The sequence below is a fragment of the Paracoccus aminovorans genome (assembly GCF_900005615.1).
GTDB lineage: Bacteria > Pseudomonadota > Alphaproteobacteria > Rhodobacterales > Rhodobacteraceae > Paracoccus > Paracoccus aminovorans.
The window spans coordinates 2,448,005-2,471,632 of record NZ_LN832559.1; the positions used below are offsets into that span (position 1 = coordinate 2,448,005).

Consider the following 23,628-nt stretch of genomic DNA (forward strand, 5'->3'; position numbering starts at 1 on the left):
AGATCCGGTCAGACACTTCGGGCGCCTGTCGCGCGGGGGATGGTCCCCCGCCTCCAAAGACAGGAGCCGGAACCCATGTCCTATGCAGATGCCACCGCCTTCGCCGCCAGCCTTGCCGCCACGCTGATGGTTTCGATCGTTGTGTTCCAGGCCGGAGACGGCACCCACGCCGCTTGCCCCGCCGCCGAGTTCGACGGCGATGACGACATGGTGAAGCTGGAGTTGGACCCGTGGGAGTAAGGCGCGAAAGCGCCTCATCCCCGACGGCCCGAGCGCGGCAGCCCGCGCTTCGGGCCTTCAGCCTTGCGATGATCCCCATCGCCGGCAGCGGAACCGGGAACAAGCCCGGTCAGAGAGGAAGAGTGCGGGCCGTTCGGCCGTGACGGGTTGAGGGTCGGAGAGAGAGGCTCACCGGCGCCCGTCATGGAGTAATCCCAATGACCTTTGCCCGTTCCGAAACCTTCCGTTCCATCGGTCATATTCTGGCTGCCGATGTTCTGCCCGCGCTTTATCGGTCGCAAAAGCTGCCGCTGCGCATCTCGTGCCTCGGCGTGGCCAACTATGACGCCAGTGACGCGGCGAACAGTTTTGACCGCGTGATCCCGCTTGGGGAATGCCCGTCACCGGAAGAGGCCATCCAGGCCGCAGCCTTGCGCCTGTCGCGCGGTGATATTTGCACGGGGCCGGACAGCTTCCCGTATTTTCAGCCGCGCATCATGCTCATTCAGGACCGCGATCAGCGCCTGGTCCTCGCCGGCGAAATCCGCGCCGGCATTATCCTCTGGCAACAGCCGGTCGCATGCGATGCCGAGGCACGCAGGATCCTGACCGAGGCCAGCCGCCTGCGCGGTATGGCATTCCGGGCCTCGGACCCCGGTGATGCGAGACGGCTGCGTTACCGCGCCGCTGCACTGGAGGTCCGGCTGGTCGATCCCTTCTGGCGCGAGACCGCAGCCGATCTGCTCCGCCTGCCACAGGCCGCCTGAGCTTCACCCTTCCCATCCCATTCGGCTCGGTTTCACGCCGGGCCATGTCATGCCTGGAGACCGTCATGGCCGACTATTTCACGCACTTTTCCTGCCTGCTCGATGTGGGCACCCCCGAAAATGCCGCCCGCGCGCTCGAGCTCTATAACGCTCTGACTGCTGAAAATGCTTCCGAAGACCCGCCCTCGGACGGCTTCCTGCTCTCCATCCAGCCAGAACATGGTGGCACACAGCTCTGGATGCGTGATGACGTCACCGGCGATCCCGAGCATGTCATCCAGTTCGTCAAACGCTGCGCCACCGAGTTCCGCCTGACGGGCTTATGGGGCCTTCAATACGCAAACAGCTGTTCCAGGCCGAGAATCGACGGCTTCGGCGGTGGCGCGCATGTCCTCGATCTTGCCACCGGAGAAACAGTGGACTGGATCTATACCGATGGCTGGCTTTCCTCGGTGCTCGAAGGGAGAGATCCCTATGAGTGAGATCATCGAAACCATCGTCTATCGCCTCAACGAACTGTCCGATGCGGCGAAGGACAAGGCCCGCGCCTGGTATCGTGAGGGCGGCTTCGACTATGACTGGTACGATGCCGTCTATGAGGATTTCCAGCGCATCGCGGAAATCCTCGGGCTGAACCTCAAGACCCGCACCGTCCGGTTGATGGGCGGGGGCACACGGCAAGACCCCTGCATCTGGTTCCGGGGCTTTTCTTCGCAGGGGGACGGTGCGTGCTTTGAATCCCGGTATTCCTACCGCAAACATGCACCGCGCCTGATCCGGGAATACGCCCCACAGGACACCGAACTGCACCGCATCGCCGACGCCCTTCAGGCGATCCAGCGCCGCAACTTCTATCAGCTTCGCGCCGATGCCAGCCATCGGGGCCATTATTATCACGAATACTGCATGGCGATCTCGGTCGAGCGCGACAGCCCGACCTGGCAGGACATGACCGCCGATGCCGAGGAGACGATCATCGAGGCGCTGCGCGATCTGGCCCGCTGGCTCTACCGCCAGCTTGAGCGCGAATATGATTATCTATCCTCCGACGAGGCGGTCGATGAAACCATCGCCGCCAATGAATACACCTTCACCGAGGGCGGTCGCCGCTTCGGATGATCCTGAGATGACACTGACAAGCGCCCCGCCGTCCGGTCGGGGCGCTTTTTTCATGCTGCGGTTTGAGAGTGAGAGGCTGGCCGGAAAGGGTCAGGTCCGGGTGGTCGATAGAGAGCGCTGTCCGGGCTTGTCCCTTCCCGCTCTCCTGAGGTTCCCGACATGAACATGGTTTTCCCCGTGGCCGATCCGGTCACGCCGCTGGTGGCTGCGCCCGCGATCCTGGCTGCGGCCAATCTTTTGCTCCCCCATCTCGAACGCGGTCAGCGCGTCGATGCCGCCACCTTGCGCGGTGCGATGGAAACGGCCTTCGGCGCGTCCGACGCTACTGGCGTCTGGGACTGGAAGCTGGCCTATGAGGCTTGCGAAGTCACCACCGTTCTCTTCTTGCGCAAATACGGAAAGGCGCTTTTCCGTAAAGCCGCGTCTCCGGCTGCACGGATTTCCGTGCTGGCAAAGATCGTGGCGCTGTTGCCCACGCAGACCCGGCGTTCCGAGGAAAGCCAGACCTTCCAGCAGTTCAGCACGCCTCTGCCATTGGGCCTTGCCGCTCTGACAGCCGCTGCGATCACACCTGATGACAGGGTTCTGGAACCATCGGCTGGCACCGGTCTTCTGGCGATCCTGGCGCAGACCATCGGCGGTTCGCTGATCCTCAACGAACTCGCCGAGACCCGCGCCGATCTGCTGGCCCAGCTCTTTCCGGCCTTCGCCGTCACCCGGTTCGACGCCGCCCAGATCGATGATCATCTCGCCCCGGATGGCGTCCCGTCCGTGGTGCTGATGAACCCGCCATTCTCGGTCATGGCCAATGTCAGCGGGCGTGTGTCCGATGCGGCCTACCGCCATGTTGCCTCGGCGCTGGCCCGCCTTGCTCCTGGCGGTCGGCTGGTGACGATCACCGGTGCAGGCTTTGGCCCCGAGGCTCCGGCATGGCGGGACGCTTTCACCCGCTTGCAGGCGCGTGGCCGCGTGGTGTTCACCGCCGCCGTCGATGGTGCAGTCTATGCAAAGCACGGCACCACGATCGACACGCGGCTGACCGTGATCGACAAACTGCCCGCCGAAGATCCGGCCAGTTTCCCGGGCTCACCGGGAATTGCACCCGATGTTGCCACGCTGATCGGCTGGATCGAGGCGCATGTCCCGCAGCGTTCGCCTGTCTCATTGCCGAAGACCGTGGTGTCCGCTTCGACCACCGCGCCGAAAACCGTGCGGGGCTATCTGGCCCGGGCGACAGCTGCGCGGCCTGCTGCTGCTCCCGCCAACGATCCCGAGGGCGTCGAACTCGCCTATGAGACCGTGGACTGGACGCCACCGGAAGGCGCTCGCCTGTCCGATGCCATCTATGAGGAATATGCGCTGCAATCGCTGCGCATTGCTGGCGCGCAGCCGCATCCGACCAAGCTGGTGCAATCCGCCGCCATGGCCTCGGTCGCACCGCCGAAGCCCTCCTACCGGCCCATGCTGCCCGCCGACATCTACGCGCGTCTGTCGGACGCCCAGCTCGAAACGGTGATTTATGCCGGGGAAGCCCATGCCGATCATCTCGCGGGTGCCTGGACCGTGGACGAGCATTTCGACAATGTGAGCGCCGCGCCCGAAGATGCTACGGGATCGATCCGCTTTCGCCGGGGGTTCATGCTCGGTGACGGAACCGGCGCTGGCAAGGGTCGCCAGTCCGCCGCCATCATTCTCGACAACTGGTTGCGCGGTCGGCGCAAGGCAATCTGGATCTCCAAATCCGACAAGCTGATCGAGGACGCGCAACGCGACTGGTCGGCGCTCGGCATGGAACGGCTGCTGGTCACGCCTCTGTCACGCTTCCCTCAAGGCGCAAAGATCGCGCTGTCGGAAGGCGTCCTATTTACAACCTATGCCACGCTACGCTCCGACGACCGGGGTGAGAAGGTTTCCCGCGTCAAGCAGATCGTCGAATGGTTGGGGTCCGATTTCGATGGAGCCATTATCTTCGACGAGAGCCATTCCATGCAGAATGCCGGTGGCGGAAAAGGCGAACGCGGCGATGTCGCCGCCTCGCAGCAGGGACGTGCGGGCCTGCGGCTCCAGCACGCGCTGCCCGATGCCCGCGTGGTCTATGTCTCGGCGACCGGCGCCACCACAGTTCACAATCTCGCCTATGCGCAGCGCCTCGGCCTCTGGGGCGGCGAGGATTTTCCGTTCCAGACCCGTGCCGAGTTCGTCGAGGCGATTGAGGCCGGTGGCGTTGCGGCCATGGAAGTGCTGGCCCGCGATCTGCGGTCCCTCGGCCTCTATACCGCGCGCTCACTCTCCTATGATGGCGTCGAATATGAACTGATCGAGCATCAGCTCACGGACGAACAGCGGCACATCTACGACTCATATGCTGCCGCCTTCGCCGTGATTCACGGGAATCTGGATGCGGCGATGGAAGCCGCCAACATCACCGGCAGCCCAGACTCTGGGGGAGCGACGCTGAACCGGCAGGCCAAATCCGCCGCCCGTTCGGCCTTTGAAAGCACCAAGCAGCGCTTCTTCGGCCATCTGCTGACCTCCATGAAAACCCCGACCCTGATCCGGTCCATCGACGCCGATCTGGAAGCGGGCCATGCCGCCGTTATCCAGATCGTCTCGACCGGCGAGGCGCTGATGGAACGGCGGCTTTCCGAGATCCCCACTGAGGAATGGAACGATATTTCCGTCGATGTCACGCCCAGGGAGTATGTAGGCTCGTATTTGCAGCATTCCTTCCCGGTACAGCTCTATGAGCTGTTTACCGATGGCGAGGGCAACCTCTCTTCCCGTCCCGTCTTTCGCGATGGTCAGCCGGTAGAATGCCGCGAAGCCGTGGCGCGGCGCGACGAGATGCTGGAGCAACTCGGTTCGCTTCCGCCTGTCCCCGGTGCGCTCGACCAGATCGTCCAGCGTTTCGGCACGGATATGGTGGCGGAAGTCACGGGCCGTTCGCGCCGGATCGTGCGCAAGGGCGGCGGGGCATCGGCACGCCTTGCGGTCGAGAACCGTGCGCCTTCCGCCAATCTTGCCGAGACTTCGGCCTTCATGGATGACGGCAAGCGCATCCTGGTCTTCTCTGATGCCGGTGGCACGGGGCGCAGCTATCATGCCGAACTCTCGGCGCGAAACCAGCGCTTGCGCGTGCATTATCTGCTGGAACCGGGCTGGAAGGCCGATGCCGCCATTCAGGGGCTGGGCCGCACCAACCGGACCAATCAGGCGCAGCCGCCGTTGTTCCGGCCGATTGCCACCGATGTGAAAGCGGAGAAGCGCTTCCTCTCGACCATCGCCCGCCGCCTCGACACGCTGGGCGCGATCACACGCGGCCAGCGCCAGACCGGCGGCCAGGGGCTGTTCCGTCCCGAGGATAATCTGGAATCCGCCTATGCTCGCGATGCGTTGCGCCAGCTCTATCTGCTGATTGTGCGCGGCAAGGTCGAGGGCTGCTCGCTTGAACGGTTTGAATCCGCCACCGGCCTGAAGCTGATGGACAGCAATGGTGTGAAGGACGAACTGCCGCCGATCACCACCTTCCTCAACCGCCTGCTGGCGCTGACCATCGAGTTGCAGGGCATCCTGTTCTCGGCCTTCGAGCAGCTTCTCCAGGCGCGGATCGACGGGGCCATTGCATCCGGCACATATGACATGGGGCTGGAAACGCTGAAGGCCGAAAGCTTCATCGTCACAGACCGGCAGGTGATCCACACCCATCCGGGCACCGGGGCAGAAACCCGGCTCCTGACGCTCACCGAGCGCAAACGCAATCAGCCGGTCACGCTCGATACAGCCCTGGCAGAACTGGATGATCCCCGTGCAAGATTGCTCATCAACGAGCGATCCGGTCGTGCCGCTGTGCAGATCCCGACCACCAGCATCATGCTGGATGATGGTGAGATCGAACGGCGCGTGCGGCTGATCCGGCCCATGGAGGCGATGAACATTCCGGTGCGGGCGATGGGCGAGACCCATTGGCTTGAGGCCGACCGTGCCGCCTTCACCGCGGCCTGGAAGGCGGAACTGGCCGAGGTGCCGGAATTCACTGACAGTATCCTGCATATGGTGACGGGGTTGCTTCTGCCGATCTGGAAACGCCTGCCGCAGGAATCCTCCCGCGTCTATCGCCTCCAGACCGACGAGGGCGAACGCATCATCGGTCGCCGGGTCTCGCCGGCTTGGGCTGCCAATGCCTCGACCAGTGGCGTCACCAGAAGCCTGACGCCGGATGCCGCCTATGCCGCGCTGATCGAAGGTCGCACGATCCTTGATCTCGCCGAGGGGCTGCAATTGCGCCGCGTCCGGGTCATGGGCGCTAACCGGATCGAACTGACCGGCTTTACTGACGCGATGCGCGACCGGCTGCGGGCCTATGGACTCTTCAGCGAGATCATCTCGTGGAAACTGCGCTTCTTCGTGCCTGTCGATGCGACGGGACCGGCGATCACAGGCAAACTGCTTGACCGCTTCCCAGCCCTGCGCATCGGTGAGCGGGAGGCCGCATAATGGCGCGTCTCAACGCTTCCGAACTGGCGCAGCGTCTCGGCCGGCAGGCCGAGGCGGTGTGCCGCCACTATCTGTCGAATGGGCGCAAACAGGGTAATTACTGGCAGGTTGGCGATGTCCGAAACACCGCTGGCCGCTCGATGTTCGTCCGGCTGCACGACAGCGTGAAAGGCATTGCCGGTAAATGGCAGGACTCGGCCACGGGGGAATATGGCGATCTGCTGGACGTGATCCGCGACTCGCTCGGTCTGATCGACTTCGCAGACGTTGCCGAAGAAGCCCGGCGCTTCCTCAGCCTGCCGCATCCTGAACCGCAGCCACCATCCCGTCAGTCCCGAACGCCAGCACCATCGGGATCATCCGAGGCCGCACGCCGCCTCTGGCGCATGACGCAGCCGCTGATCGGCAGTACCGCAGAAGCGTATTTACGCGGACGCGGCATTGCGGATTTACGCCAAACCGCAAATCTGCGCTTCCACCCCAATTGCTACTGGCGGCCCGAGGACGATGGCCCGACGCAAGCATGGCCCGCCATGATCGCCGCCGTCACCGACCTCGATGGCAGGATCACCGGCGCACACCGCACATGGCTGGCCCCGGACGGTTCCGGCAAGGCACCTGTCGATCCGCCGAGGAAGGCAATGGGCGACCTGCTCGGACATGCAGTGCGTTTCGGTGATGCGCAGGATGTCATGGCAGCAGGGGAAGGCATCGAAACCATCCTGTCGCTGCGTCAGGCTCTGCCCACCATGCCGATGGTTTCCGCACTCTCGGCCGGACACCTCGCGGCCATGCTGTTCCCGCCGCAACTGCGCAGGCTCTATATCGTCCGCGACAACGATCCGGCAGGTGACAGCGCCCGCGATAGCCTGGTGGACCGGGCGCACAAGGCCGGGATCGAGGCCATCACGCTCTCGCCCATGTTGGGGGACTTCAACGAAGATCTCGCAACTTACGGGCTGGATGCCGTTCGGGCAGAGATCCGGGTGCAAATCGCTCCCGAGGACGTCAGCCGCTTCATGGCTTCAAGTGCATAGCCGGTACGGGGCCGTGATCGGGCCGTTCCGATCCTGTCATGCGCATTGGCTGCATCCTGTCATCAGCAGAGGACCGCGCCTTGGCCTTCCGAGAGGGCGATCGGCCCACAAACGCTCCGGTCAGGCAATGGCGGCGCCCGACTGATTTCCGTCGGCGGGCAAGCCCGCCTTTACAGCGCGAAACAAATCAGCCGGGCTTTGCCATCAAGGCACTCGCCAGAGGCTCGCGCTGCCAGACCGGAGCGCCCGTGGGCTTTCGTCGCCATGAAGGCCGCGACGGTCGCGGTCCAACTGACGGAAGCATCCCATGTACGCGCACGACGATTTCGAACCCGATCACAGCACGTCCCCGACCGGCCACGCCATCGAAGAACTCGAACTCTACGGCTACCGCCCCTCCGAAGACGAGGCCGATCCCCGGATCACACCCGAAGATCACGTCATCCAGGGCGCAGTCTCCGACATCTTCGACGCCCTGATTTCCACCATGGCCGACACCAGCCTCGATTTCGACCTCGACGAGATCATGTGGTCCACCGTCAACACCTTCCACCGCGCCGCCCTGCGGATCGAGACCAAACTCGACGATAACGAGCAGGCACAGAAGCGCCTTCAGCGCGAACAGGACGGCAGCGAGGTCAAATCCGTCCAGCTCGAAACCCTGATCGGCGCAGGCCAAAGCCTGATCGAGCGCCGCGACAGCATGGAGACCTTCCGCGATACCGCCGCCGACATCTATCTGCGCACCACCGGAACGCCCTGGTCGCAACGCTCCGGCTCACGTGTCAACCATCGCCAGATAACCTCGGCCATGATCGACAGCCGCGACTTCATCGCCGCAAAACGCCGGGCCGACAACGAGGTGCTGCTGCCCGCCGGACCAAAGATCGCCTTCTCGGGCGGTGACACCACCGATCACCGGACGATCTGGGCCAAGCTCGATCAGGTCCACGCCAAGCACCCAGACATGGTGCTGATGCACGGCGGATCGCCCAAGGGCGCGGAACGCATTGCGGCCACCTGGGCCAATAACCGCAAGGTCGCACAGGTCGCTTTCAAACCCGACTGGGCAAAACATGCAAAGGCAGCACCCTTCAAGCGCAACGACCAGATGCTCTCCATCATGCCGATCGGGGTCATCATCTTCCCCGGCACGGGCATTCAGGACAACCTGGCCGACAAGGCCCGCAAGATGGGCATCCCGGTCTATCGCTTCGGGGCCGGCAGCGCGTGAGCGCTGCCTTCCCACCTCATCATGAGCATGACGACAGCGTCCGCCGATCATTCCGTGTCGCCTGGACAGGCATATTCATGCTATATGTCGCAGTGCGCCGTGGTGGTGGTGGAAGGCGCAACCGTCCAACCTTTTGCACGGAGACACCACCATGATCGTTCTCGGAATCCTCGTTTCCATCGCAGCCATCGGCACCATGTGCTGGCTGCTGTTCAATCTCGCCGTATTCGCCTTGCCGTTCTTCATCGGCCTGAATGCAGGCACCTGGGCCTATGGCACGGGAGCTGGCTGGCTCGGCGGCATCGTGGTCGGTCTTCTCGCCGCCGGTCTGACACTGGCGGTCGGTCAGGGCCTGCTCATGCTGATCCGCCCGATCTGGGCGCGTTTGCTGATCGCTCTGGCCTTCGTCGCTCCGGCGGGTATGGCCGGATTCTATGCCACGCTCGGTATCGTAAAGCACATGATGCCGTCTGAGACATGGCAGCTCATCTTCTCGGTGATCGGGGCGATAGCGGTGGGCGTGACAGCGTTCCTGCGAGTTGCGGGCATGGCGGCAACCGGTCCAGCGGACGGGAACCTTGCACGCACCTGAACCGCAATGATCCGTGGATGGCGACCAGAAGCGGATGCGGATCATCTTCCATCTTCGTCAGGAAAATGGTGGCAGACACCGGGCAAGCATCGGAGCAGCGTGAGGCACAGACGAGGCCCATAGGAGCGCGAAACGGTCAGCGCCAGCGTTTTTGGTCTGACCAGAACCCGGTTGGGGGCAATGCCGGTAGAACAGGCCGGGAAGAAAGATGTGCATAGCCTGAGATGGCGGGGTGACAAAAAGGCCGGTGTTACCGGTCAGGTCATCCTGATCGGACCTCAAGGTTGCCACCGTCTCCGTTCAGCCCCCGTGTCTCAACCGCTCCAAACGGCCTCTTCAATGGCCTGATCTGGCCGAAGAACAGCGCGATGCGCTTCGACCGCTTTAGCGCAACAGCGTCGTCACAACTTTCTTCCCCTGACGGCAGAGCCGCCATTCCGCGCGGAACAAGAAAGTTTCTCCTGTGCTGTCCAGCCCCCAAAGGGGGTGCGCCAGCGTTCGTCTCCGGCCGGTCGATCGCCATAGAGGCCGCAATGGTGCGGGCTCGGAAACGGAAAACGGAGACTTAAAATGGCAACCATCGGCACCTTCAAGAAGACCGGCTCGAACGAATTCACCGGCGAAATCGTCACCCTCAGCGTCCAGGCCAAGGGCGTGCGCATCGTTCCCGACCTGCGCGCCACCGGCGAGAACGCCCCCAGCCACCGGGTTCTGGTCGGCCGCGCAGAGATCGGCGCCGCCTGGTCCAAGCGCTCCAACGAGGGCCGCGACTATCTGGGCCTCAAGCTGGATGATCCGAGCTTCAACGCCCCGATCTACGCCAACCTCTTCGATGACGAAGAAGGCGAAACCTTCTCCCTCATCTGGTCCCGCCCCAACGGTCGCCGCGGCGACTAAGGCGCGGCACAAAGGCCCCGACCGCAAGGTCGGGGCCTTTCTCATGCCCGCGCAAAAATCGTCACGCCCACCGCCACCGCTCCAACACCGACCCGAATCACTCGCTTCGGCCTGCATTCGTCAAAATGCCTCAAACGTCGATTCTGGCTCGCCATTACAGGGAACTCCGACTATTATAGCCGTAGTTCTGGCGTGACGGTTGGTGCCGGTGGGAGGTGATCATGCATGATCACCGCCCGACAAACACGGGCCGCGCGCGCATTACTGGGTTGGACACAGGAGATGCTCGCTGACAAGGCCAAGGTATCGCTGACCGCGCTAAAACGCATGGAATCCGCGACAGGCCTTCGTGTGTTTGAAAGCACGAGCGACCAAGTGCGCAGAGCCCTGGAAACAGAAGGCATCGCCTTCATCAACTCCGGGCGAAATGAGGGGGTGATGATCGTCGATGGGAATGAACAAGCTTTTCGAAAATAGTACCCGTTGCCACGGCTATACTTCCTACATAGTGACGCTTAACGGTCACATCGGCCATGTACAACCCAAACCAAAACTTCGACTCCCTTAAAGAGCACAGTGGCGCTCTCGATGCTCAAAATTGACTATCTCGATCAGGCTCCAGATGGCCTGTCCCTCACCGACTACGATCGGCAGCATATCAAGCTCTATATGAGGTTGCTTGATGCGGAAACCGACGGTGCAACCTGGCAGGAAGCCGTTGAGATTCTGTTCGGGATTTGCCCAAAGACCGAGCCTGAACGCGCACGACGCGTCCATGACAGCCATCTTGCGCGCGCGCACTGGATGACTGAACACGGCTACCGGCAGCTTAGGCGCGGCCGCCCTCACTGAGGTGTTGCGCCGCGGGCTACACCCGTTGCGTCCCGAAGCCTTCCCAACAAATTGAATCCCCGGAATCAATTCAGCCTGTGCGCATATTCGCTACACGGGGAGGATCATCATGACGCCCGATACAACAGAATGGCGATCATCGACTCCATACGACTATATGGACAATGCCGATGTAGATGCTCTCGCTTGGGAATGCTTACGCCGAAATCTGGAATACCAGCGTGACTATGCAGACAGCATAAATGCGCCCCTGATCCTGGGCAACGAAACCGAAGCGATCGGTAATCGCTGGGGTCTTCGATTTCCCCGCCCAGCCAAGTCTGACCGCCATTCAACAACCAGTCTTCTGGACGCCGGAAACCGACACCAGCATACTGCATCTCGGACCTGCGCCGACGCTGGCGCAAACCAGTCCGGTTGTTCTCGGGGATCTTGACGCCGAGCTTCGCCAAGCCTCGACTGAAGGTCTCCATATCTCGCTGTTCACTGAAAGCGGCCGTCTGCATCTGATCGCACTAACCGGACTCGGACCACGTCAGCCGATCGCCGCAATCATACCCATTGACGCCCATAGTCTCGATCGCATCCAGGCCCTCACGCGCATGTGGCGACGGCTGCATGGGCTGTCCGTGCCTCAGGATACCCGCATGACAGCTCAACAACGACGTCGCCTCAAGAACATGCTGCGCGCTGTCGATGGCCGCTTGAACGACGCAGAATATCGCGAAATCGCCGAAGTGATTTTCGGCGTTGAACGAGTCTCTGCCGATCCTTGGAAAACCTCGGCGCTCCGCGACGTCGTGCTTGATCTGGTGAAGGACGGTTTCGCGATGATCAATGGCGGCTATCGCAAGCTGCTTCGCCACCGCCGCCGTTCGTAGCCGGCGACCCCACCAAGGGTGTGCGATTTTAGCCCCCTCAAGTTCCCACTCCCTCCTGCCGATTCTTCTTCGCCATCGTGGCCTTCGTTCGCCGCTGATCACCAGCGGCCCCCCGCGAAAGCCACGGAGGCCACCATGACCACCCATATCGCGACGTTGCCGCCGCGCTTCCTGCGCACCAAGGAAGCCGCTGCCTTCCTGAGCCTGTCCGCCCGAACACTCGAAAAGCACCGTACCTATGGTACAGGGCCAGCCTATCGCAAGCTCGGAGGCCGCGTCGTCTATTCGATCGACGAGCTCGAAGCCTGGGCCGAGCGTGGGGTTGTCACCTCAACCTCCGACCCTCGCGGCAGTGTTCTCCCCGCTAAACGACAGGCCCAGCCCACAGCGGCTCTCGCCGGTCGTAACGCCCGCTGATTGCTGCGGTCCCTCCAATGACGGCGCGACATCACCCCTCTCCGGAGCGCGGACAGCTGGATCTGTTCCACGCGCTCCCCGGTGACTTCGCTCCACGCGACGCGCAGGATCTCATGGCCTATCCGTTTTTCTCCCTCTCGAAGACCCACCGCACCGCGCCTATCAACTTCGTTTCGGGCGACGTGTTGATCCGCGTCGAGGCGGTGCCCGATCATGGCATGGCCACGATATGGGACGCCGACATCCTGATCTGGGCCGCCAGCCAGATCGTCGAGGCGCGCGACAAAGGTCTGCGCACCTCCCGCCTCATGGCCACGACCCCCTATGAAATCCTGAACTTCATAGGCCGCGGCGTCTCCGTACGCGACTATCAGCGCCTCAAGGCGGCGCTGGATCGTCTTCAGTCCACCACGGTCGCCACGACGATCCGCCAACCAGCCGAGGGCCGCCGCCATCGCTTCTCATGGATCAACGAATGGCAGGAGCGCACCGATCGCTCAGGTAAGCCAGCCGGGCTCGAATTGATACTGCCGGACTGGTTCTATCGCGCCGTCCTCGACGATGCGCTCGTCCTGACCATTGACCGGACCTATTTCGGCCTCACAGGCGGCCTCGACCGCTGGCTCTACCGCATCGTGCGCAAACATGGCGGCAAGCAGCGCAACGGCTGGCGCTTCGACTTCCGCCACCTCTACCAGAAATCTGGCAGCCTCTCGCCCTTCAAGCGCTTCGCCTTCGAGTTGCGCGACATCGTCCGACGCCAGCCGTTGCCCGGCTACATACTGTTCCTTGAGGTCGAAATCGGCGGCAGACTCCTGCTCGCCTTCGAACCCGCGCCACCCTGTGGACAACCTGTGGATAGCGTCGTGCTATCAGGAACCCGGCCTATCGTGCCATCGGGAACCGGAGGCTCGTGCTATCGGGAACCCAAACAGGGTATAAGCTCTAGGAATAAAAGACGAAATTGCGCCCCTAACTTAGAGTCTAACAAAGAGTCTAACTTTGAAGAGCGCGCGCGCGATGTGGAAAACATCACCAGCGGCGGCGGTGAGGTCGAAAGACCTCGCCTTGAAAACACGACATCTGTTCCGGCTTTCCGAAAATCAGGTTCTACGGCCACCTTTTCTTCTGGCCCTCCGCAACTCTCCTTCGGCAATGAGCCGGGAGGTGCAGAATGATTGTCGCCCTCCTCAACCAGAAGGGCGGCGTCGGCAAGACGACGCTTGCCCTGCACCTGGCCGGTCAATGGGCGCGCGAGGGCAGACGCGTCATCCTGATCGATGCCGATCCTCAAGGCTCGGCGCTCGACTGGTCGCAGCAGCGCAGCCGCGAGGGTGTTGAACGGCTTGCAATAAGGACCCCGCTTCTGGGGTGATCGGCGTCCAAAATGGACCCCACCGACCGGGGGTTGGGTCCATTGTGCCTTCGATGATTATCGGAGGCCGAGCACGGGATGCTGATCGTGGAGACAATCGCAAAAATCAGGCGGCTACATTTCACCGAGGGCAAGGGGATCAAGACGATCTGCCGTGACCTGAAGCTGTCGAAGAAGGTGGTGCGGAAGGTGATCCGCACCGGGATTACCGAGTTCACCTATACCCGGACGGTGCAGCCGCGCCCGAAGCTGGGTGCCTGGCTGGGGGAACTCAACCGGCTGCTGGAGGTCAACGCCGCGCGGTCCAGCCGGGAACGTCAGTCTCTGATACAGATCTACGAAGAACTGAGCGGTCTCGGTTATGAAGGTGGGTATGACGCGGTGCGCCGCTACGCCTCGAACTGGGCACGCACTCAGAGTTCAGGCGCTTCTGCCGCCTTCGTGCCCCTGAGCTTTGCGCCCGGTGAAGCCTATCAGTTCGACTGGAGCCACGAGGTTGTGGTGATCGATGGGGCGACCACCACCATCAAAGTGGCCCATGTTCGCCTGTGCCACAGCCGGATGTTCTTTGTGCGGGCCTATCCGCGCGAGACGCAGGAGATGGTGTTCGATGCCCACGACAGGGCTTTCGCCTTCTTCAAGGGCACCTGCACCCGCGGGATCTACGACAACATGAAGACGGCGGTGGAGACCATCTTCACCGGCAAGGAACGCCTCTACAATCGTCGGTTCCTGCAGATGGCCAGCCATTATCTGGTCGAACCCGTTGCCTGCACCCCTGCTGCGGGTTGGGAGAAAGGCCAGGTGGAGAGCCAGGTCGGCACTGTCCGTCAGCGGTTTTTCGCGCCCCGCGTCAGGGTCAAGAGCTACGAGGAACTGAATGCCTGGCTGCTGGACAAGTGCATCGCCTCGGCCAGAACCAGCAAGCATCCGGAGCTGACGGACAAAACCGTCTGGCAGGTCTTCCAGGAAGAGCGCCCGCACCTTGTCCCCTATGCCGGGCGCTTCGACGGATTCCATTCACTGCCTGCGGCGGTGTCAAAGACCTGTCTCGTGCGCTTCGACAACAACAAATACTCCGTCGCGGCAACGGCTGTCGGGCGGCAGGTCGAGATCAGGGCCTATGCTGAGCGGATCGAGATCCGGCAGGAGGGCCGACTGGTCGGAGACCACCCGCGTCACTTCGGCCGGGACCGAACGGTTTACAATCCCTGGCATTATGTGCCTGTTCTGCTTCGCAAACCCGGGGCGCTGCGTAACGGCGCACCGTTCAAGGACTGGGTTCTTCCCGGAGCTCTTGAACAGATCCGCCGCAAGCTGCAGGGCTCCTCAGATGGCGACCGCCAGATGGTGAAGGTCCTCGGCGCTGTGCTGACGGAAGGGATGCCTGTGGTTCAAAAGGCATGTGCCGAAGCTCTCTCGCAAGGCGTCCATTCTGCCGATGTAATCCTCAATATTCTATCCCGCAGGCGAGATCCGGAACCACCACCGCTTCTGCTGACCTCTCCGGCCTTGCAGTTGACCCATGAGCCTGTGGCGGACTGCGCCCGTTATGATCTGCTGCGGAGGGCCTGCTGATGGATCGTGCTGACATCATGGCTGCAATGGGCGAGTTGAAGCTCTACGGGATGCGCGCCGCTTATGACGAACTCATGGCGGTGGCTGTGCGCCGCCAGCACGAACCCCGCCAGATCGTTGGAGATCTTCTGGCCGCCGAGATCAACGAGAAGAAAGCGCGGTCGGTCAAATACCAGATCACCACCGCCAAGCTGCCCTATGCCCGGGAGATCGAGGAGTTCACCTTCGATGACACCCCAATCAACGAGACCCTGGTGCGAGATCTGGCCAGCGGGGAGTTCCTCAGCCAACAGCGCAATGTCGTGCTGGTTGGCGGCACCGGGACCGGCAAGACCCATATCTCTGTGGCCATAGCGCGCGCGGTCATCCGCAATGGTGCCCGGGGCAGGTTCTTCAATGTCGTCGATCTGGTGAACAGGCTGGAGGCCGAGGCCCGTGCCGGACGGGCAGGCCGGCTTGCAGAACATCTGATGCGGCTCGACTTCGTCATCCTCGATGAACTCGGATACCTGCCATTCGCGCAGTCCGGCGGCCAGCTGCTGTTCCATCTGATCAGCAAGCTCTATGAGCAGACTTCCGTCATCGTCACCACCAACCTCGCATTCGGGGAGTGGCCGACCGTCTTCGGAGACGCAAAGATGACCACCGCGCTGCTCGACCGGCTCACCCACCACTGCGACATCGTCGAGACCGGCAACGACAGCTGGCGCATCAAAACCCGAGCCTGAACACCCTCCAAAACGCAGGCCCGCGTCGGCTGCGCCAGCTGGAAAGCTACGCCGCCACGGGCCTGCTCACCCGCGCGCCAAAGGGGTCACTTTTGGACGCCGATCAGGGGGCCCGTTTGAATGCCGATTGACAGGCTGGAGCCGCGTCTCGGGACGTCGCATCTACGCATCCTCACCATCGTCGGCTTCCCGACGGCAACGACGCCAGGAATCCTCGACGAGCTGAACCGGCTCGCTTTCCCCTATCGCTGGTCGACGCGCGCGATCCTGCTCGACAAGACCGACGCCACCAAGCTGCTGACGAAAATCCGCCGCCAATGGTTCGCCAAGCGCAAGTCGATCGGCGCCATCCTCAAGGAGGTGATGACCAACGAGGCCTCCGCCCTCGTTGACACCGACGCCGCCAACAAGGCCGCCGACGCCGATCTCGCGCTTCAGGAACTCGGCGCCGACTTTGCCGGTCAGGCTTATGTGACGGCGACCATCACCGTTTGGGATGACGATCCGCGTATCGTCGACGAGAAGCTGCGCCTGGTCGAGAAGGTGGTTCAGGGTCGCGACTTCACCGCCATGGTCGAGACCATCAATGCGGTGGACGCCTGGCTCGGCTCACTACCCGGACATGTCTACGCCAATGTTCGGCAGCCGCCGATTTCCACACTTAATCTCGCCCACATGATCCCGCTTTCGGCGGTGTGGGCGGGGCCGGAACGGGACGAGCACTTCGGGTCGCCCCCCTTGCTGTTCGGCAAGACCGAGGGAAGCACCCCGTTCCGGTTTTCCCTTCATGTCGGCGATGTCGGTCATACCCTCGTGGTAGGCCCGACCGGCGCGGGCAAATCCGTACTGCTCGCGCTCATGGCGCTCCAGTTCCGGCGCTACGAAAACTCCCAGGTATTTGCCTTCGACTTCGGCGGCTCCATCAGGGCCGCGGCGTTGGCGATGGGAGGCGACTGGCACGATCTCGGCGGCGATCTTACCGACGGCTCCGAGGTTTCTGTCTCGCTCCAACCGCTCGCTCGCATCCATGACGTGCCCGAGCGAGCCTGGGCTGCGGACTGGCTCATCGCCATCCTGATGCGCGAAGGCGTCCTGATCACACCGGAGGTAAAAGAGCATCTCTGGTCAGCTCTGACCTCGCTCGCCTCAGCGCCGATCGAGGAACGCACCATCACCGGCCTGTGCGTCCTCCTCCAGTCCAACGACCTGAAACAGGCGCTGCGGTCCTACTGCGTCGGGGGTCCCTATGGGCGACTGCTCGATGCGGAAAAGGAGCATCTCGGCTCCGCCTCCGTGCAGGCGTTCGAGATCGAGGGTCTCGTTGGGACCGGCTCCGCACCGGCCGTTCTCGCCTATCTCTTCCATCGGATCGGTGATCGCCTCGACGGATCGCCCACGCTGCTCATCATCGATGAAGGCTGGCTCGCGCTCGATGACGAAGGTTTTGCCGGCCAGCTCCGCGAATGGCTGAAGACGTTGAGAAAGAAAAACGCGTCGGTCATCTTCGCCACCCAGTCGCTCAGCGATATCGACGGCTCGGTCATAGCACCCGCCATCATCGAGAGCTGCCCGACGCGGCTGCTCCTGCCTAACGAACGCGCGATCGAGCCGCAGATCACGGCGATCTATCGCCGCTTCGGTTTGAACGATCGCCAGATCGAGATCCTCGCGCGGGCAACCCCGAAGCGCGACTATTATTGCCAGTCGCGCCGCGGAAACCGTCTCTTCGACCTGGGCTTGTCCGAAGTCGGCCTCGCCCTGACGGCCGCGTCCTCCAAAACCGATCAGGCCGCTATCGCCCGCATCTTCTCCGAACACGGCCCGGACGGCTTCCTCGCCGCCTGGCTGCGTCTGCGCGGCGTCGACTGGGCTGCGGACTTGATCCCCAACCTCGCCAATCTCGTTCCCCCAGCCCCCAAGGAGACTATGTCATGACTATCCATCGTTCCCGCTCGCGTATCCTGTTCATGGCCGCGACCATGCTGGCGACGCCGATCGCGCTGTCACCCATGTTCACCACTCCAGCCTATGCGCAGTTCGGGTTCGGCCGCATCGTCTATGATCCGTCGAACTATGCGCAGAACGTGCTGACCGCTGCGCGCACACTGGAGCAGATCAACAATCAGATCACCCAGCTACAGAATGAAGCGCAGATGCTTATCAACCAGGCCCGCAATCTCGCGAGCCTGCCGCATTCCTCGCTCCAGCAACTTCAGCAGGGCTTCCAGCGCACGCAGCAGCTTCTGCAACAAGCTCAGAACATCGCCTTCGACGTCCAGAAGATCGATCAGGCGTTTCAGCAGCAATACGGCAACGTCTCGCTATCGACGACCGATCAACAACTCGTCGCCGACGCCCGCTCGCGCTGGCAGAATACCGTCGGCGGACTGCAGGACGCCATGCGCGTGCAGGCCGGCGTGGTCGGCAACATCGACACGAACCGCGCCGAAGTGTCGACGCTGGTCGGCCAAAGCCAGGGGGCGACAGGCGCGCTCCAGGCGACACAGGCCGGCAATCAGCTCCTTGCCCTTCAGTCGCAGCAGCTCTCCGACCTTGTCGCACTGCTCGCCGCCAATGGACGAGCCGGGGCGTTAACCGAAGCAGAACGCGCGGCCGCGGCCGAACAGGGGCGCGAACAGCGCCGCCGCTTCCTGACGCCGGGTTCCGGCTATCAGCCGGGCAACGCGCAGATGTTCAACAACGGCAACTGAGGGCCAAACCATGGACGGCAAGATGCTGGCCCGGCTGGGCGCTGTCGTTTTCGTCGCCGTGGCGATCACCGCGACGGCGATCGAGATGACCCGGAAAGACGAAGCTACCGCAGTGGAGCCCGTCCGCCTCAACGAGCCTTCGCGCGATCCGCTTCGCGAAGCTCAGCGCCGGTGCCAGCAGCTTGGTCAGGCTGCCGCCAACGATCCCGACTGCATGCGCGTCTGGGCCGAAACCCGCGACCGTTTCCTTGGCCGCACGCCGCAACCGGCCTCGCCCGCCAGCAACGGAGAGAGATGAATCATGGGTGGTACCGGCGTCATCGATACCTTCCTCGGGACATTCACCCGCTACATCGATTCAGGTTTTGGCCTGCTCGGCGGTGAAGTCGCTTTCATCGCCACGACGCTGATTGTCATCGACGTGACCCTCGCCGCACTTTTCTGGTCGTGGGGAGCCGATGACGACATCATCGCCCGCCTCGTGAAAAAGACACTGTTCGTCGGCGTGTTCGCCTACATCATCGGCAATTGGAATAGCCTTGCGAACATCGTCTTCGACAGTTTCGCCGGCCTTGGCCTCAAGGGCTCGGGCACCAGCTTCACGGTCCAGGACCTCCTGCGTCCCGGTAAGGTAGCGCAGACGGGACTCGACGCAGCGCGACCGCTGCTTGAGTCCATCTCCGACCTGATGGGCTGGATCGCCTTCTTCGAAAACTTCATCCAGATCGCCTGCCTACTGTTCGCATGGGCTCTGGTGCTCCTGGCGTTCTTCATCCTGGCCGTACAGCTCTTCGTCACGCTGATCGAGTTCAAGCTGACGACGCTGGCAGGCTTTGTCCTGATCCCGTTCGGGCTGTTCGGCAAGACTGCCTTTATGGCCGAGCGCGTCCTGGGCAACGTGGTGTCATCCGGCATCAAAGTCCTCGTGCTCGCCGTCATCATCGGCATCGGCTCAACCCTGTTCTCCCAGTTCACCGCAGGCTTCGGCGGACAAACCCCCTCGATCGACGACGCCATGGCCGTTGTGCTGGCCGCACTCTCGTTGCTTGGCCTTGGTATCTTCGGTCCCGGCATCGCCAGCGGCCTCGTATCCGGTGGCCCGCAGCTCGGCGCCGGCGCTGCTGTCGGCACTGGCCTCGCGGTGGGCGGCGCAGCTCTTGCCGCAGGCGGTGCGGCGGGGCTTGCCATGAAGGGGGGTGCCGCCGCCGTATCGGGCGGTGCAGCCGCAGTGCGTGGTGGCGCGGCCGCAGCCGGTGCAGCTTCCTCTGCCTACAGCCTTGGTTCTCTCGGCCAGACCGGCGCATCAGGCGTCGCATCCGGTCTCGGAGGCGTCGCACGCGCCGCCGGTTCCGCTGCCGCATCCCCGCTCAAACGGGCCGCTTCAAAAGCCAGCGAAAGCGTCAAATCCAGCTTCTCCGATGGCGCCAAGGCCGGTTTCGGCGCGACTGGCGGCTCCTCGACCATGGGAACCATCGGTGGTGGTGGCGATGCCACCGCCACCAGCACGCAGCGTGACGGCGCTCCCGACTGGGCGAAGCGCATGAAACGCGGCCAGGCGCTCAGCCATGGCGTCTCTGCCGCCGGCCATGCCGTGCGCTCCGGCGACAGCCACGGCGGCGGCTCTTCCGTCAACCTTTCTGAAAGTGATCGATCATGAGCCTCTTCAAACGACCCGCAACCCACTACGGCAAGACGCCGGAACCCGAAACGCCCTATCAGAAGGCCGCACAGGTCTGGGACGAACGCATCGGCTCCGCCCGCGTTCAAGCAAAGAACTGGCGCTATATGGCGTTTGGCAGCCTGATGCTCACTGCGGGATTTGCTGCCGCGCTTGTCTGGCAATCGGCGCGTGGGACCGTCGTGCCCTGGGTGGTTCAGGTCGACAATCTCGGTCAGGCGCAAACAGTCGCACCGGCCTCTGCGGACTATCGTCCCAACGATCCGCAGATCGCTTTCCATCTGGCCCGCTTCATCGAGCAGACACGCGCCATCCCGGCCGATCCAATCATCGTGCGCCAGAACTGGCTGCGCGCCTATGAATGGACCACGGATCGCGGCGCTGCGGCGCTAAACGATTATGCCCGCGCCAACGATCCTTTCACCCGCGTTGGCCGCCAGCAGATCGCCGTCGAGGTATCGAGCGTCATTCGCGCGTCGCCGGACAGTTTCCGCGTCGCCTGGACCGAGCGTCACTATGAAAATGGCCAACTCTCCAGAACCGAGCGATGGACTGCCATCCTGACCATCGTGATCCAAACGCCGCGCGACGCCGAGCGCTTGCGCGCCAATCCGCTGGGGATCTACGTCAACGCCATCAATTGGTCGCGGGAGATGAGCCAATGACCCCGGCTTTCCGTAAATCCGTTTTGGCGCTTGTCCTGCTTTCCGCAACCATGCTGGCAGGCTGCGCGACCAATCGGCCACCCCAGATCAGCTACGACTCAGATGTGCCGCCGTTGCCGGCAGTGCCCGCCGCGGTTACCGATCAGCGACCTCGGCCGTTGCATGTGCCGCCGGCCTGGACACCGGCACGAGGTGGAGCCGCCGCCAGCACTGCCGAAGGACGTGTCCAGAACGCCAATGCCGCCGCCCGCGTAGAACCGCGACGAGAGGGCTATTACAATTCGATCCAGATCTATCCCTGGAGCGAAGGCGCCCTCTATCAGGTCTATGCGGCTCCCGGCCAGATCACCAACATCGCACTCGAGCCAGGTGAGAGCCTGACCGGCGCTGGCCCAATCGCTGCCGGCGACACGGCACGCTGGATCATTGGAGATACGGAAAGCGGCAACGGTGTGACCCGCCGCGTCCATATCCTCGTCAAACCGTCACGCGCCGACATCACAACCAACCTCGTCGTGACGACCGACCGCCGCGTCTACATGATCGAGCTGCGTTCAGGCGAGACCCCCTATATGCCCGCCGTGGCCTGGGCCTATCCGCAACCGCCAGCCGGTCAACGTCAGGCCGGTCCGGCCACGCCGGCGATACCGACAGGGACAGAGCGCAACTATCGCTACTCGCTGACTGGCGATGCACCGCCCTGGCGACCTGTCTCTGTCTATGACGACGGCAGGCGCGTCTATATCGAGTTCCCGCGTGGGATCGTGCAGGGCGAGATGCCGCCGCTATTCGTTATCGGCTCGGACGGCGAATCCCAGATCGTCAATAGCCGCATCCACCAACACATTCTGATCGTCGATCGCCTGTTCGGCGCGGCCGAGTTGCGCCTCGGCGGCAGCGACCGCCAGCAGACTGTACGGATCGTCCGCACCGATGGAAGGCCCGCTTCATGAGCAATCAAGAAACCAACCGCGAGGATGACGCGCCCCTCACCGGTGCCCCGGTCGATTCCGCAACCACGATGCGGCTGCGCGCCGAACCGCCGCGCGTAACCCGCCTTTCGCGCAAGGTTCTCGCCAGCGTCGGCCTCGTAGCCAGCATCGGCATAGGCGGCGCGCTGCTCTATGCGCTCCAGACCCGCGATGGCGGCACAGGAAACGAGGAACTCTATTCGACTGACAATCGGGCAACCGCTGACGGTCTTGCCGGTCTGCCACGCGATTACACCGGCCCGGTTCTCGGTCCGCCGCTGCCCGGAGACCTCGGTGGTCCGATTCTGGACGCCCAGAACCGGGGCCAACCCGTCGTTCCACCAACGATGGCGACGCCCCAGGTCGATCCTGAAGAACAACGCAGGCTCGCCGAAGAGGAAGCTGCCCGCACGAGCCGCGTCTTCTTCCAGACCGCGCCCGGCTCAGGGGCCGGGACGGGAACGACTGGCGGCATGGCCAATCCGAATCTCGCGGGTCTGGGGCTGGCCGGACTGCAAGGTGCCCCGACGGCCCAGGACCGGCAGAATGCCTTCCTCACTGCTCCGGTCGATCGGCGCACAGTTGCCACCGATCGCATCATGGCCCCAGCATCGCCCTATGTCCTCCAAGCCGGCGCCGTCATATCGGCGGCTCTCATCACTGGCATCCGCTCGGATCTTCCAGGGCAGATCACCGCGCAAGTCACCGAGAATATCTACGACAGCCCCACGGGCCGCTTTCTTCTGGTGCCCCAGGGAACGCGGATTATTGGCGAATACAGCAACGATGTCGGCTTCGGTCAACGCCGGGTGTTGCTCGTCTGGAACCGCCTGATCCTCCCCAATGGCCGCTCGATCATTCTGGAACGCCAGCCTGGCGCCGACACGCAGGGCTATGCCGGTCTGGAAGACGGTGTCGACTATCACTGGTGGGACCTCGCCAAAGCGGCTGGCCTCTCGACCCTTCTCGCCATCGGTACGGAGCTCGCTGTCGATGATGATGACCAGCTGATACGCGCCATTCGTGACGGCGCGCAGGACACCATCAATGACGCCGGCCAGCAGATCATCCGCCGCCAGTTGCAGGTCGCGCCCACGCTGACAATCCGGCCGGGCTTCCCCGTCCGCGTGATCGTCACCCGGGATCTCTTGCTCGAACCATATGGAGTTGCACAATGACGAAACTGAAACTCGGCCCGATCGCGGAGGATAAGCCGGTTAAGATAAGCTTGGACCTGCCCGGCGCCCTGCACCGTGAGCTCAGTGCCTATGCGGAGGCGCTTGGCCGTGAAACCGGCCAGCCCGTCATAGACCCCAAAAAGCTCATTGTTCCGATGCTTGAGCGATTTATGGCAACTGACCGAGGATTCGCCAAAGCGCGCCGAAATCGGGGCTGACAGCGATCACAGTGTCC

Annotated in this window: 24 protein-coding genes and 2 pseudogenes; all 26 read left to right on the forward strand. The window is 63.0% G+C overall.

Annotation, left to right across the window (positions count from 1 at the left end; all coding sequences use genetic code 11):
- The first annotated feature begins 75 nt into the window (after window positions 1–75).
- Window positions 76–240 (forward strand): hypothetical protein, encoded by a 165-nt coding sequence (locus JCM7685_RS12210; protein WP_009450567.1) that lies wholly within the window; start codon window positions 76–78, stop codon window positions 238–240.
- Between the two features lie 197 nt (window positions 241–437).
- Complete coding sequence (locus JCM7685_RS12215) at window positions 438–986, forward strand: hypothetical protein (RefSeq protein WP_074970070.1); 549 nt, start codon at window positions 438–440, stop codon at window positions 984–986.
- Between the two features lie 65 nt (window positions 987–1,051).
- Complete coding sequence (locus JCM7685_RS12220) at window positions 1,052–1,468, forward strand: hypothetical protein (protein WP_074970100.1); 417 nt, start codon at window positions 1,052–1,054, stop codon at window positions 1,466–1,468.
- Window positions 1,461–2,105, forward strand: a complete 645-nt coding sequence (locus JCM7685_RS12225; RefSeq protein WP_074970068.1) for an antitoxin of toxin-antitoxin stability system — start codon at window positions 1,461–1,463, stop codon at window positions 2,103–2,105. Before JCM7685_RS12220 ends, JCM7685_RS12225 begins: the two co-directional genes overlap by 8 nt.
- Before the next feature lie 159 nt (window positions 2,106–2,264).
- Entirely contained in the window at window positions 2,265–6,599 is a 4,335-nt protein-coding gene (locus JCM7685_RS12230) for a strawberry notch family protein (RefSeq protein ID WP_074970066.1), read from the forward strand.
- Window positions 6,599–7,636, forward strand: coding sequence for a DUF7146 domain-containing protein (locus JCM7685_RS12235; RefSeq protein ID WP_074970064.1), 1,038 nt, complete (start codon window positions 6,599–6,601; stop codon window positions 7,634–7,636). The genes JCM7685_RS12230 and JCM7685_RS12235 overlap by 1 nt, the downstream gene beginning before the upstream one ends.
- A gap of 307 nt (window positions 7,637–7,943) precedes the next feature.
- Complete coding sequence (locus JCM7685_RS12240) at window positions 7,944–8,870, forward strand: DUF2493 domain-containing protein (protein ID WP_074970063.1); 927 nt, start codon at window positions 7,944–7,946, stop codon at window positions 8,868–8,870.
- A gap of 151 nt (window positions 8,871–9,021) precedes the next feature.
- Window positions 9,022–9,462, forward strand: a complete 441-nt coding sequence (locus JCM7685_RS12245) for a hypothetical protein (RefSeq protein ID WP_074970061.1) — start codon at window positions 9,022–9,024, stop codon at window positions 9,460–9,462.
- A gap of 570 nt (window positions 9,463–10,032) precedes the next feature.
- Window positions 10,033–10,359 carry a DUF736 domain-containing protein gene (locus tag JCM7685_RS12255; protein WP_054589582.1) on the forward strand — a complete coding sequence of 109 codons (327 nt, stop codon included), beginning with the start codon at window positions 10,033–10,035 and terminating at the stop codon, window positions 10,357–10,359.
- A gap of 225 nt (window positions 10,360–10,584) precedes the next feature.
- Window positions 10,585–10,836, forward strand: coding sequence for a helix-turn-helix domain-containing protein (locus tag JCM7685_RS12260; protein WP_074970057.1), 252 nt, complete (start codon window positions 10,585–10,587; stop codon window positions 10,834–10,836).
- Window positions 10,837–10,947: 111 nt separating this feature from the next.
- Window positions 10,948–11,211, forward strand: coding sequence for a DNA -binding domain-containing protein (locus tag JCM7685_RS12265; RefSeq protein ID WP_074970055.1), 264 nt, complete (start codon window positions 10,948–10,950; stop codon window positions 11,209–11,211).
- Between the two features lie 109 nt (window positions 11,212–11,320).
- Window positions 11,321–11,647 (forward strand): transcriptional regulator domain-containing protein, encoded by a 327-nt coding sequence (locus JCM7685_RS20795; RefSeq protein WP_408634310.1) that lies wholly within the window; start codon window positions 11,321–11,323, stop codon window positions 11,645–11,647.
- A gap of 124 nt (window positions 11,648–11,771) precedes the next feature.
- The gene (locus JCM7685_RS20075) at window positions 11,772–12,092 is read left to right on the forward strand and encodes a DUF2285 domain-containing protein (RefSeq protein ID WP_269458833.1); all 321 of its coding nucleotides are present in this window, start codon (window positions 11,772–11,774) and stop codon (window positions 12,090–12,092) included.
- A 135-nt stretch (window positions 12,093–12,227) separates the two neighbouring features.
- Complete coding sequence (locus JCM7685_RS12280; RefSeq protein WP_074970051.1) at window positions 12,228–12,509, forward strand: helix-turn-helix transcriptional regulator; 282 nt, start codon at window positions 12,228–12,230, stop codon at window positions 12,507–12,509.
- A gap of 17 nt (window positions 12,510–12,526) precedes the next feature.
- Window positions 12,527–13,687, forward strand: coding sequence for a replication initiator protein A (locus JCM7685_RS12285; RefSeq protein ID WP_074970049.1), 1,161 nt, complete (start codon window positions 12,527–12,529; stop codon window positions 13,685–13,687).
- A pseudogene (locus JCM7685_RS12290) lies at window positions 13,684–13,854 on the forward strand (nucleotide-binding protein); the annotation flags it as partial. The gene JCM7685_RS12285 and the pseudogene JCM7685_RS12290, both read left to right, overlap by 4 nt.
- Before the next feature lie 108 nt (window positions 13,855–13,962).
- Window positions 13,963–15,462 carry an IS21 family transposase gene (gene istA / locus JCM7685_RS12295; protein ID WP_090271472.1) on the forward strand — a complete coding sequence of 500 codons (1,500 nt, stop codon included), beginning with the start codon at window positions 13,963–13,965 and terminating at the stop codon, window positions 15,460–15,462.
- Entirely contained in the window at window positions 15,462–16,190 is a 729-nt protein-coding gene (gene istB / locus JCM7685_RS12300) for an IS21-like element helper ATPase IstB (RefSeq protein WP_028030902.1), read from the forward strand. Before istA ends, istB begins: the two co-directional genes overlap by 1 nt.
- Window positions 16,191–16,325: 135 nt before the next feature.
- Window positions 16,326–18,125, forward strand: a pseudogene (trbE, locus tag JCM7685_RS12305) (conjugal transfer protein TrbE); the annotation flags it as partial.
- Complete coding sequence (gene trbJ / locus JCM7685_RS12310; RefSeq protein WP_074970793.1) at window positions 18,122–18,901, forward strand: P-type conjugative transfer protein TrbJ; 780 nt, start codon at window positions 18,122–18,124, stop codon at window positions 18,899–18,901. The pseudogene trbE and the gene trbJ, both read left to right, overlap by 4 nt.
- Window positions 18,902–18,911: 10 nt before the next feature.
- Complete coding sequence (gene trbK-alt, locus JCM7685_RS12315; protein WP_074970791.1) at window positions 18,912–19,199, forward strand: putative entry exclusion protein TrbK-alt; 288 nt, start codon at window positions 18,912–18,914, stop codon at window positions 19,197–19,199.
- Window positions 19,200–19,202: 3 nt separating this feature from the next.
- A complete protein-coding gene (trbL, locus tag JCM7685_RS12320; RefSeq protein WP_074970789.1) occupies window positions 19,203–20,558 on the forward strand; it encodes a P-type conjugative transfer protein TrbL in 1,356 nt (451 codons plus the stop codon).
- The gene (gene trbF, locus JCM7685_RS12325) at window positions 20,555–21,244 is read left to right on the forward strand and encodes a conjugal transfer protein TrbF (protein WP_035227367.1); all 690 of its coding nucleotides are present in this window, start codon (window positions 20,555–20,557) and stop codon (window positions 21,242–21,244) included. Before trbL ends, trbF begins: the two co-directional genes overlap by 4 nt.
- Window positions 21,241–22,197: a P-type conjugative transfer protein TrbG gene (gene trbG / locus JCM7685_RS12330; protein WP_074970787.1), complete on the forward strand. Its 957-nt coding sequence runs from the start codon at window positions 21,241–21,243 to the stop codon at window positions 22,195–22,197. The genes trbF and trbG overlap by 4 nt, the downstream gene beginning before the upstream one ends.
- The gene (locus JCM7685_RS12335; RefSeq protein ID WP_074970785.1) at window positions 22,194–23,393 is read left to right on the forward strand and encodes a TrbI/VirB10 family protein; all 1,200 of its coding nucleotides are present in this window, start codon (window positions 22,194–22,196) and stop codon (window positions 23,391–23,393) included. The genes trbG and JCM7685_RS12335 overlap by 4 nt, the downstream gene beginning before the upstream one ends.
- Window positions 23,390–23,611 carry a DUF2274 domain-containing protein gene (locus JCM7685_RS12340; protein WP_074970783.1) on the forward strand — a complete coding sequence of 74 codons (222 nt, stop codon included), beginning with the start codon at window positions 23,390–23,392 and terminating at the stop codon, window positions 23,609–23,611. Before JCM7685_RS12335 ends, JCM7685_RS12340 begins: the two co-directional genes overlap by 4 nt.
- Window positions 23,612–23,628: the final 17 nt, after the last annotated feature.

Coding starts and splice junctions, on each gene's coding strand:
- JCM7685_RS12210 (WP_009450567.1), top strand. CDS start 76: ATGTCCTATGCAGATGCCACCGCCTTCGCCGCCAGCCTTGCCGCCACG.
- JCM7685_RS12215 (WP_074970070.1), top strand. CDS start 438: ATGACCTTTGCCCGTTCCGAAACCTTCCGTTCCATCGGTCATATTCTG.
- JCM7685_RS12220 (WP_074970100.1), top strand. CDS start 1,052: ATGGCCGACTATTTCACGCACTTTTCCTGCCTGCTCGATGTGGGCACC.
- JCM7685_RS12225 (WP_074970068.1), top strand. CDS start 1,461: ATGAGTGAGATCATCGAAACCATCGTCTATCGCCTCAACGAACTGTCC.
- JCM7685_RS12230 (WP_074970066.1), top strand. CDS start 2,265: ATGAACATGGTTTTCCCCGTGGCCGATCCGGTCACGCCGCTGGTGGCT.
- JCM7685_RS12235 (WP_074970064.1), top strand. CDS start 6,599: ATGGCGCGTCTCAACGCTTCCGAACTGGCGCAGCGTCTCGGCCGGCAG.
- JCM7685_RS12240 (WP_074970063.1), top strand. CDS start 7,944: ATGTACGCGCACGACGATTTCGAACCCGATCACAGCACGTCCCCGACC.
- JCM7685_RS12245 (WP_074970061.1), top strand. CDS start 9,022: ATGATCGTTCTCGGAATCCTCGTTTCCATCGCAGCCATCGGCACCATG.
- JCM7685_RS12255 (WP_054589582.1), top strand. CDS start 10,033: ATGGCAACCATCGGCACCTTCAAGAAGACCGGCTCGAACGAATTCACC.
- JCM7685_RS12260 (WP_074970057.1), top strand. CDS start 10,585: ATGATCACCGCCCGACAAACACGGGCCGCGCGCGCATTACTGGGTTGG.
- JCM7685_RS12265 (WP_074970055.1), top strand. CDS start 10,948: ATGCTCAAAATTGACTATCTCGATCAGGCTCCAGATGGCCTGTCCCTC.
- JCM7685_RS20795 (WP_408634310.1), top strand. CDS start 11,321: ATGACGCCCGATACAACAGAATGGCGATCATCGACTCCATACGACTAT.
- JCM7685_RS12280 (WP_074970051.1), top strand. CDS start 12,228: ATGACCACCCATATCGCGACGTTGCCGCCGCGCTTCCTGCGCACCAAG.
- JCM7685_RS12285 (WP_074970049.1), top strand. CDS start 12,527: ATGACGGCGCGACATCACCCCTCTCCGGAGCGCGGACAGCTGGATCTG.
- istA (WP_090271472.1), top strand. CDS start 13,963: ATGCTGATCGTGGAGACAATCGCAAAAATCAGGCGGCTACATTTCACC.
- istB (WP_028030902.1), top strand. CDS start 15,462: ATGGATCGTGCTGACATCATGGCTGCAATGGGCGAGTTGAAGCTCTAC.
- trbJ (WP_074970793.1), top strand. CDS start 18,122: ATGACTATCCATCGTTCCCGCTCGCGTATCCTGTTCATGGCCGCGACC.
- trbK-alt (WP_074970791.1), top strand. CDS start 18,912: ATGGACGGCAAGATGCTGGCCCGGCTGGGCGCTGTCGTTTTCGTCGCC.
- trbL (WP_074970789.1), top strand. CDS start 19,203: ATGGGTGGTACCGGCGTCATCGATACCTTCCTCGGGACATTCACCCGC.
- trbF (WP_035227367.1), top strand. CDS start 20,555: ATGAGCCTCTTCAAACGACCCGCAACCCACTACGGCAAGACGCCGGAA.
- trbG (WP_074970787.1), top strand. CDS start 21,241: ATGACCCCGGCTTTCCGTAAATCCGTTTTGGCGCTTGTCCTGCTTTCC.
- JCM7685_RS12335 (WP_074970785.1), top strand. CDS start 22,194: ATGAGCAATCAAGAAACCAACCGCGAGGATGACGCGCCCCTCACCGGT.
- JCM7685_RS12340 (WP_074970783.1), top strand. CDS start 23,390: ATGACGAAACTGAAACTCGGCCCGATCGCGGAGGATAAGCCGGTTAAG.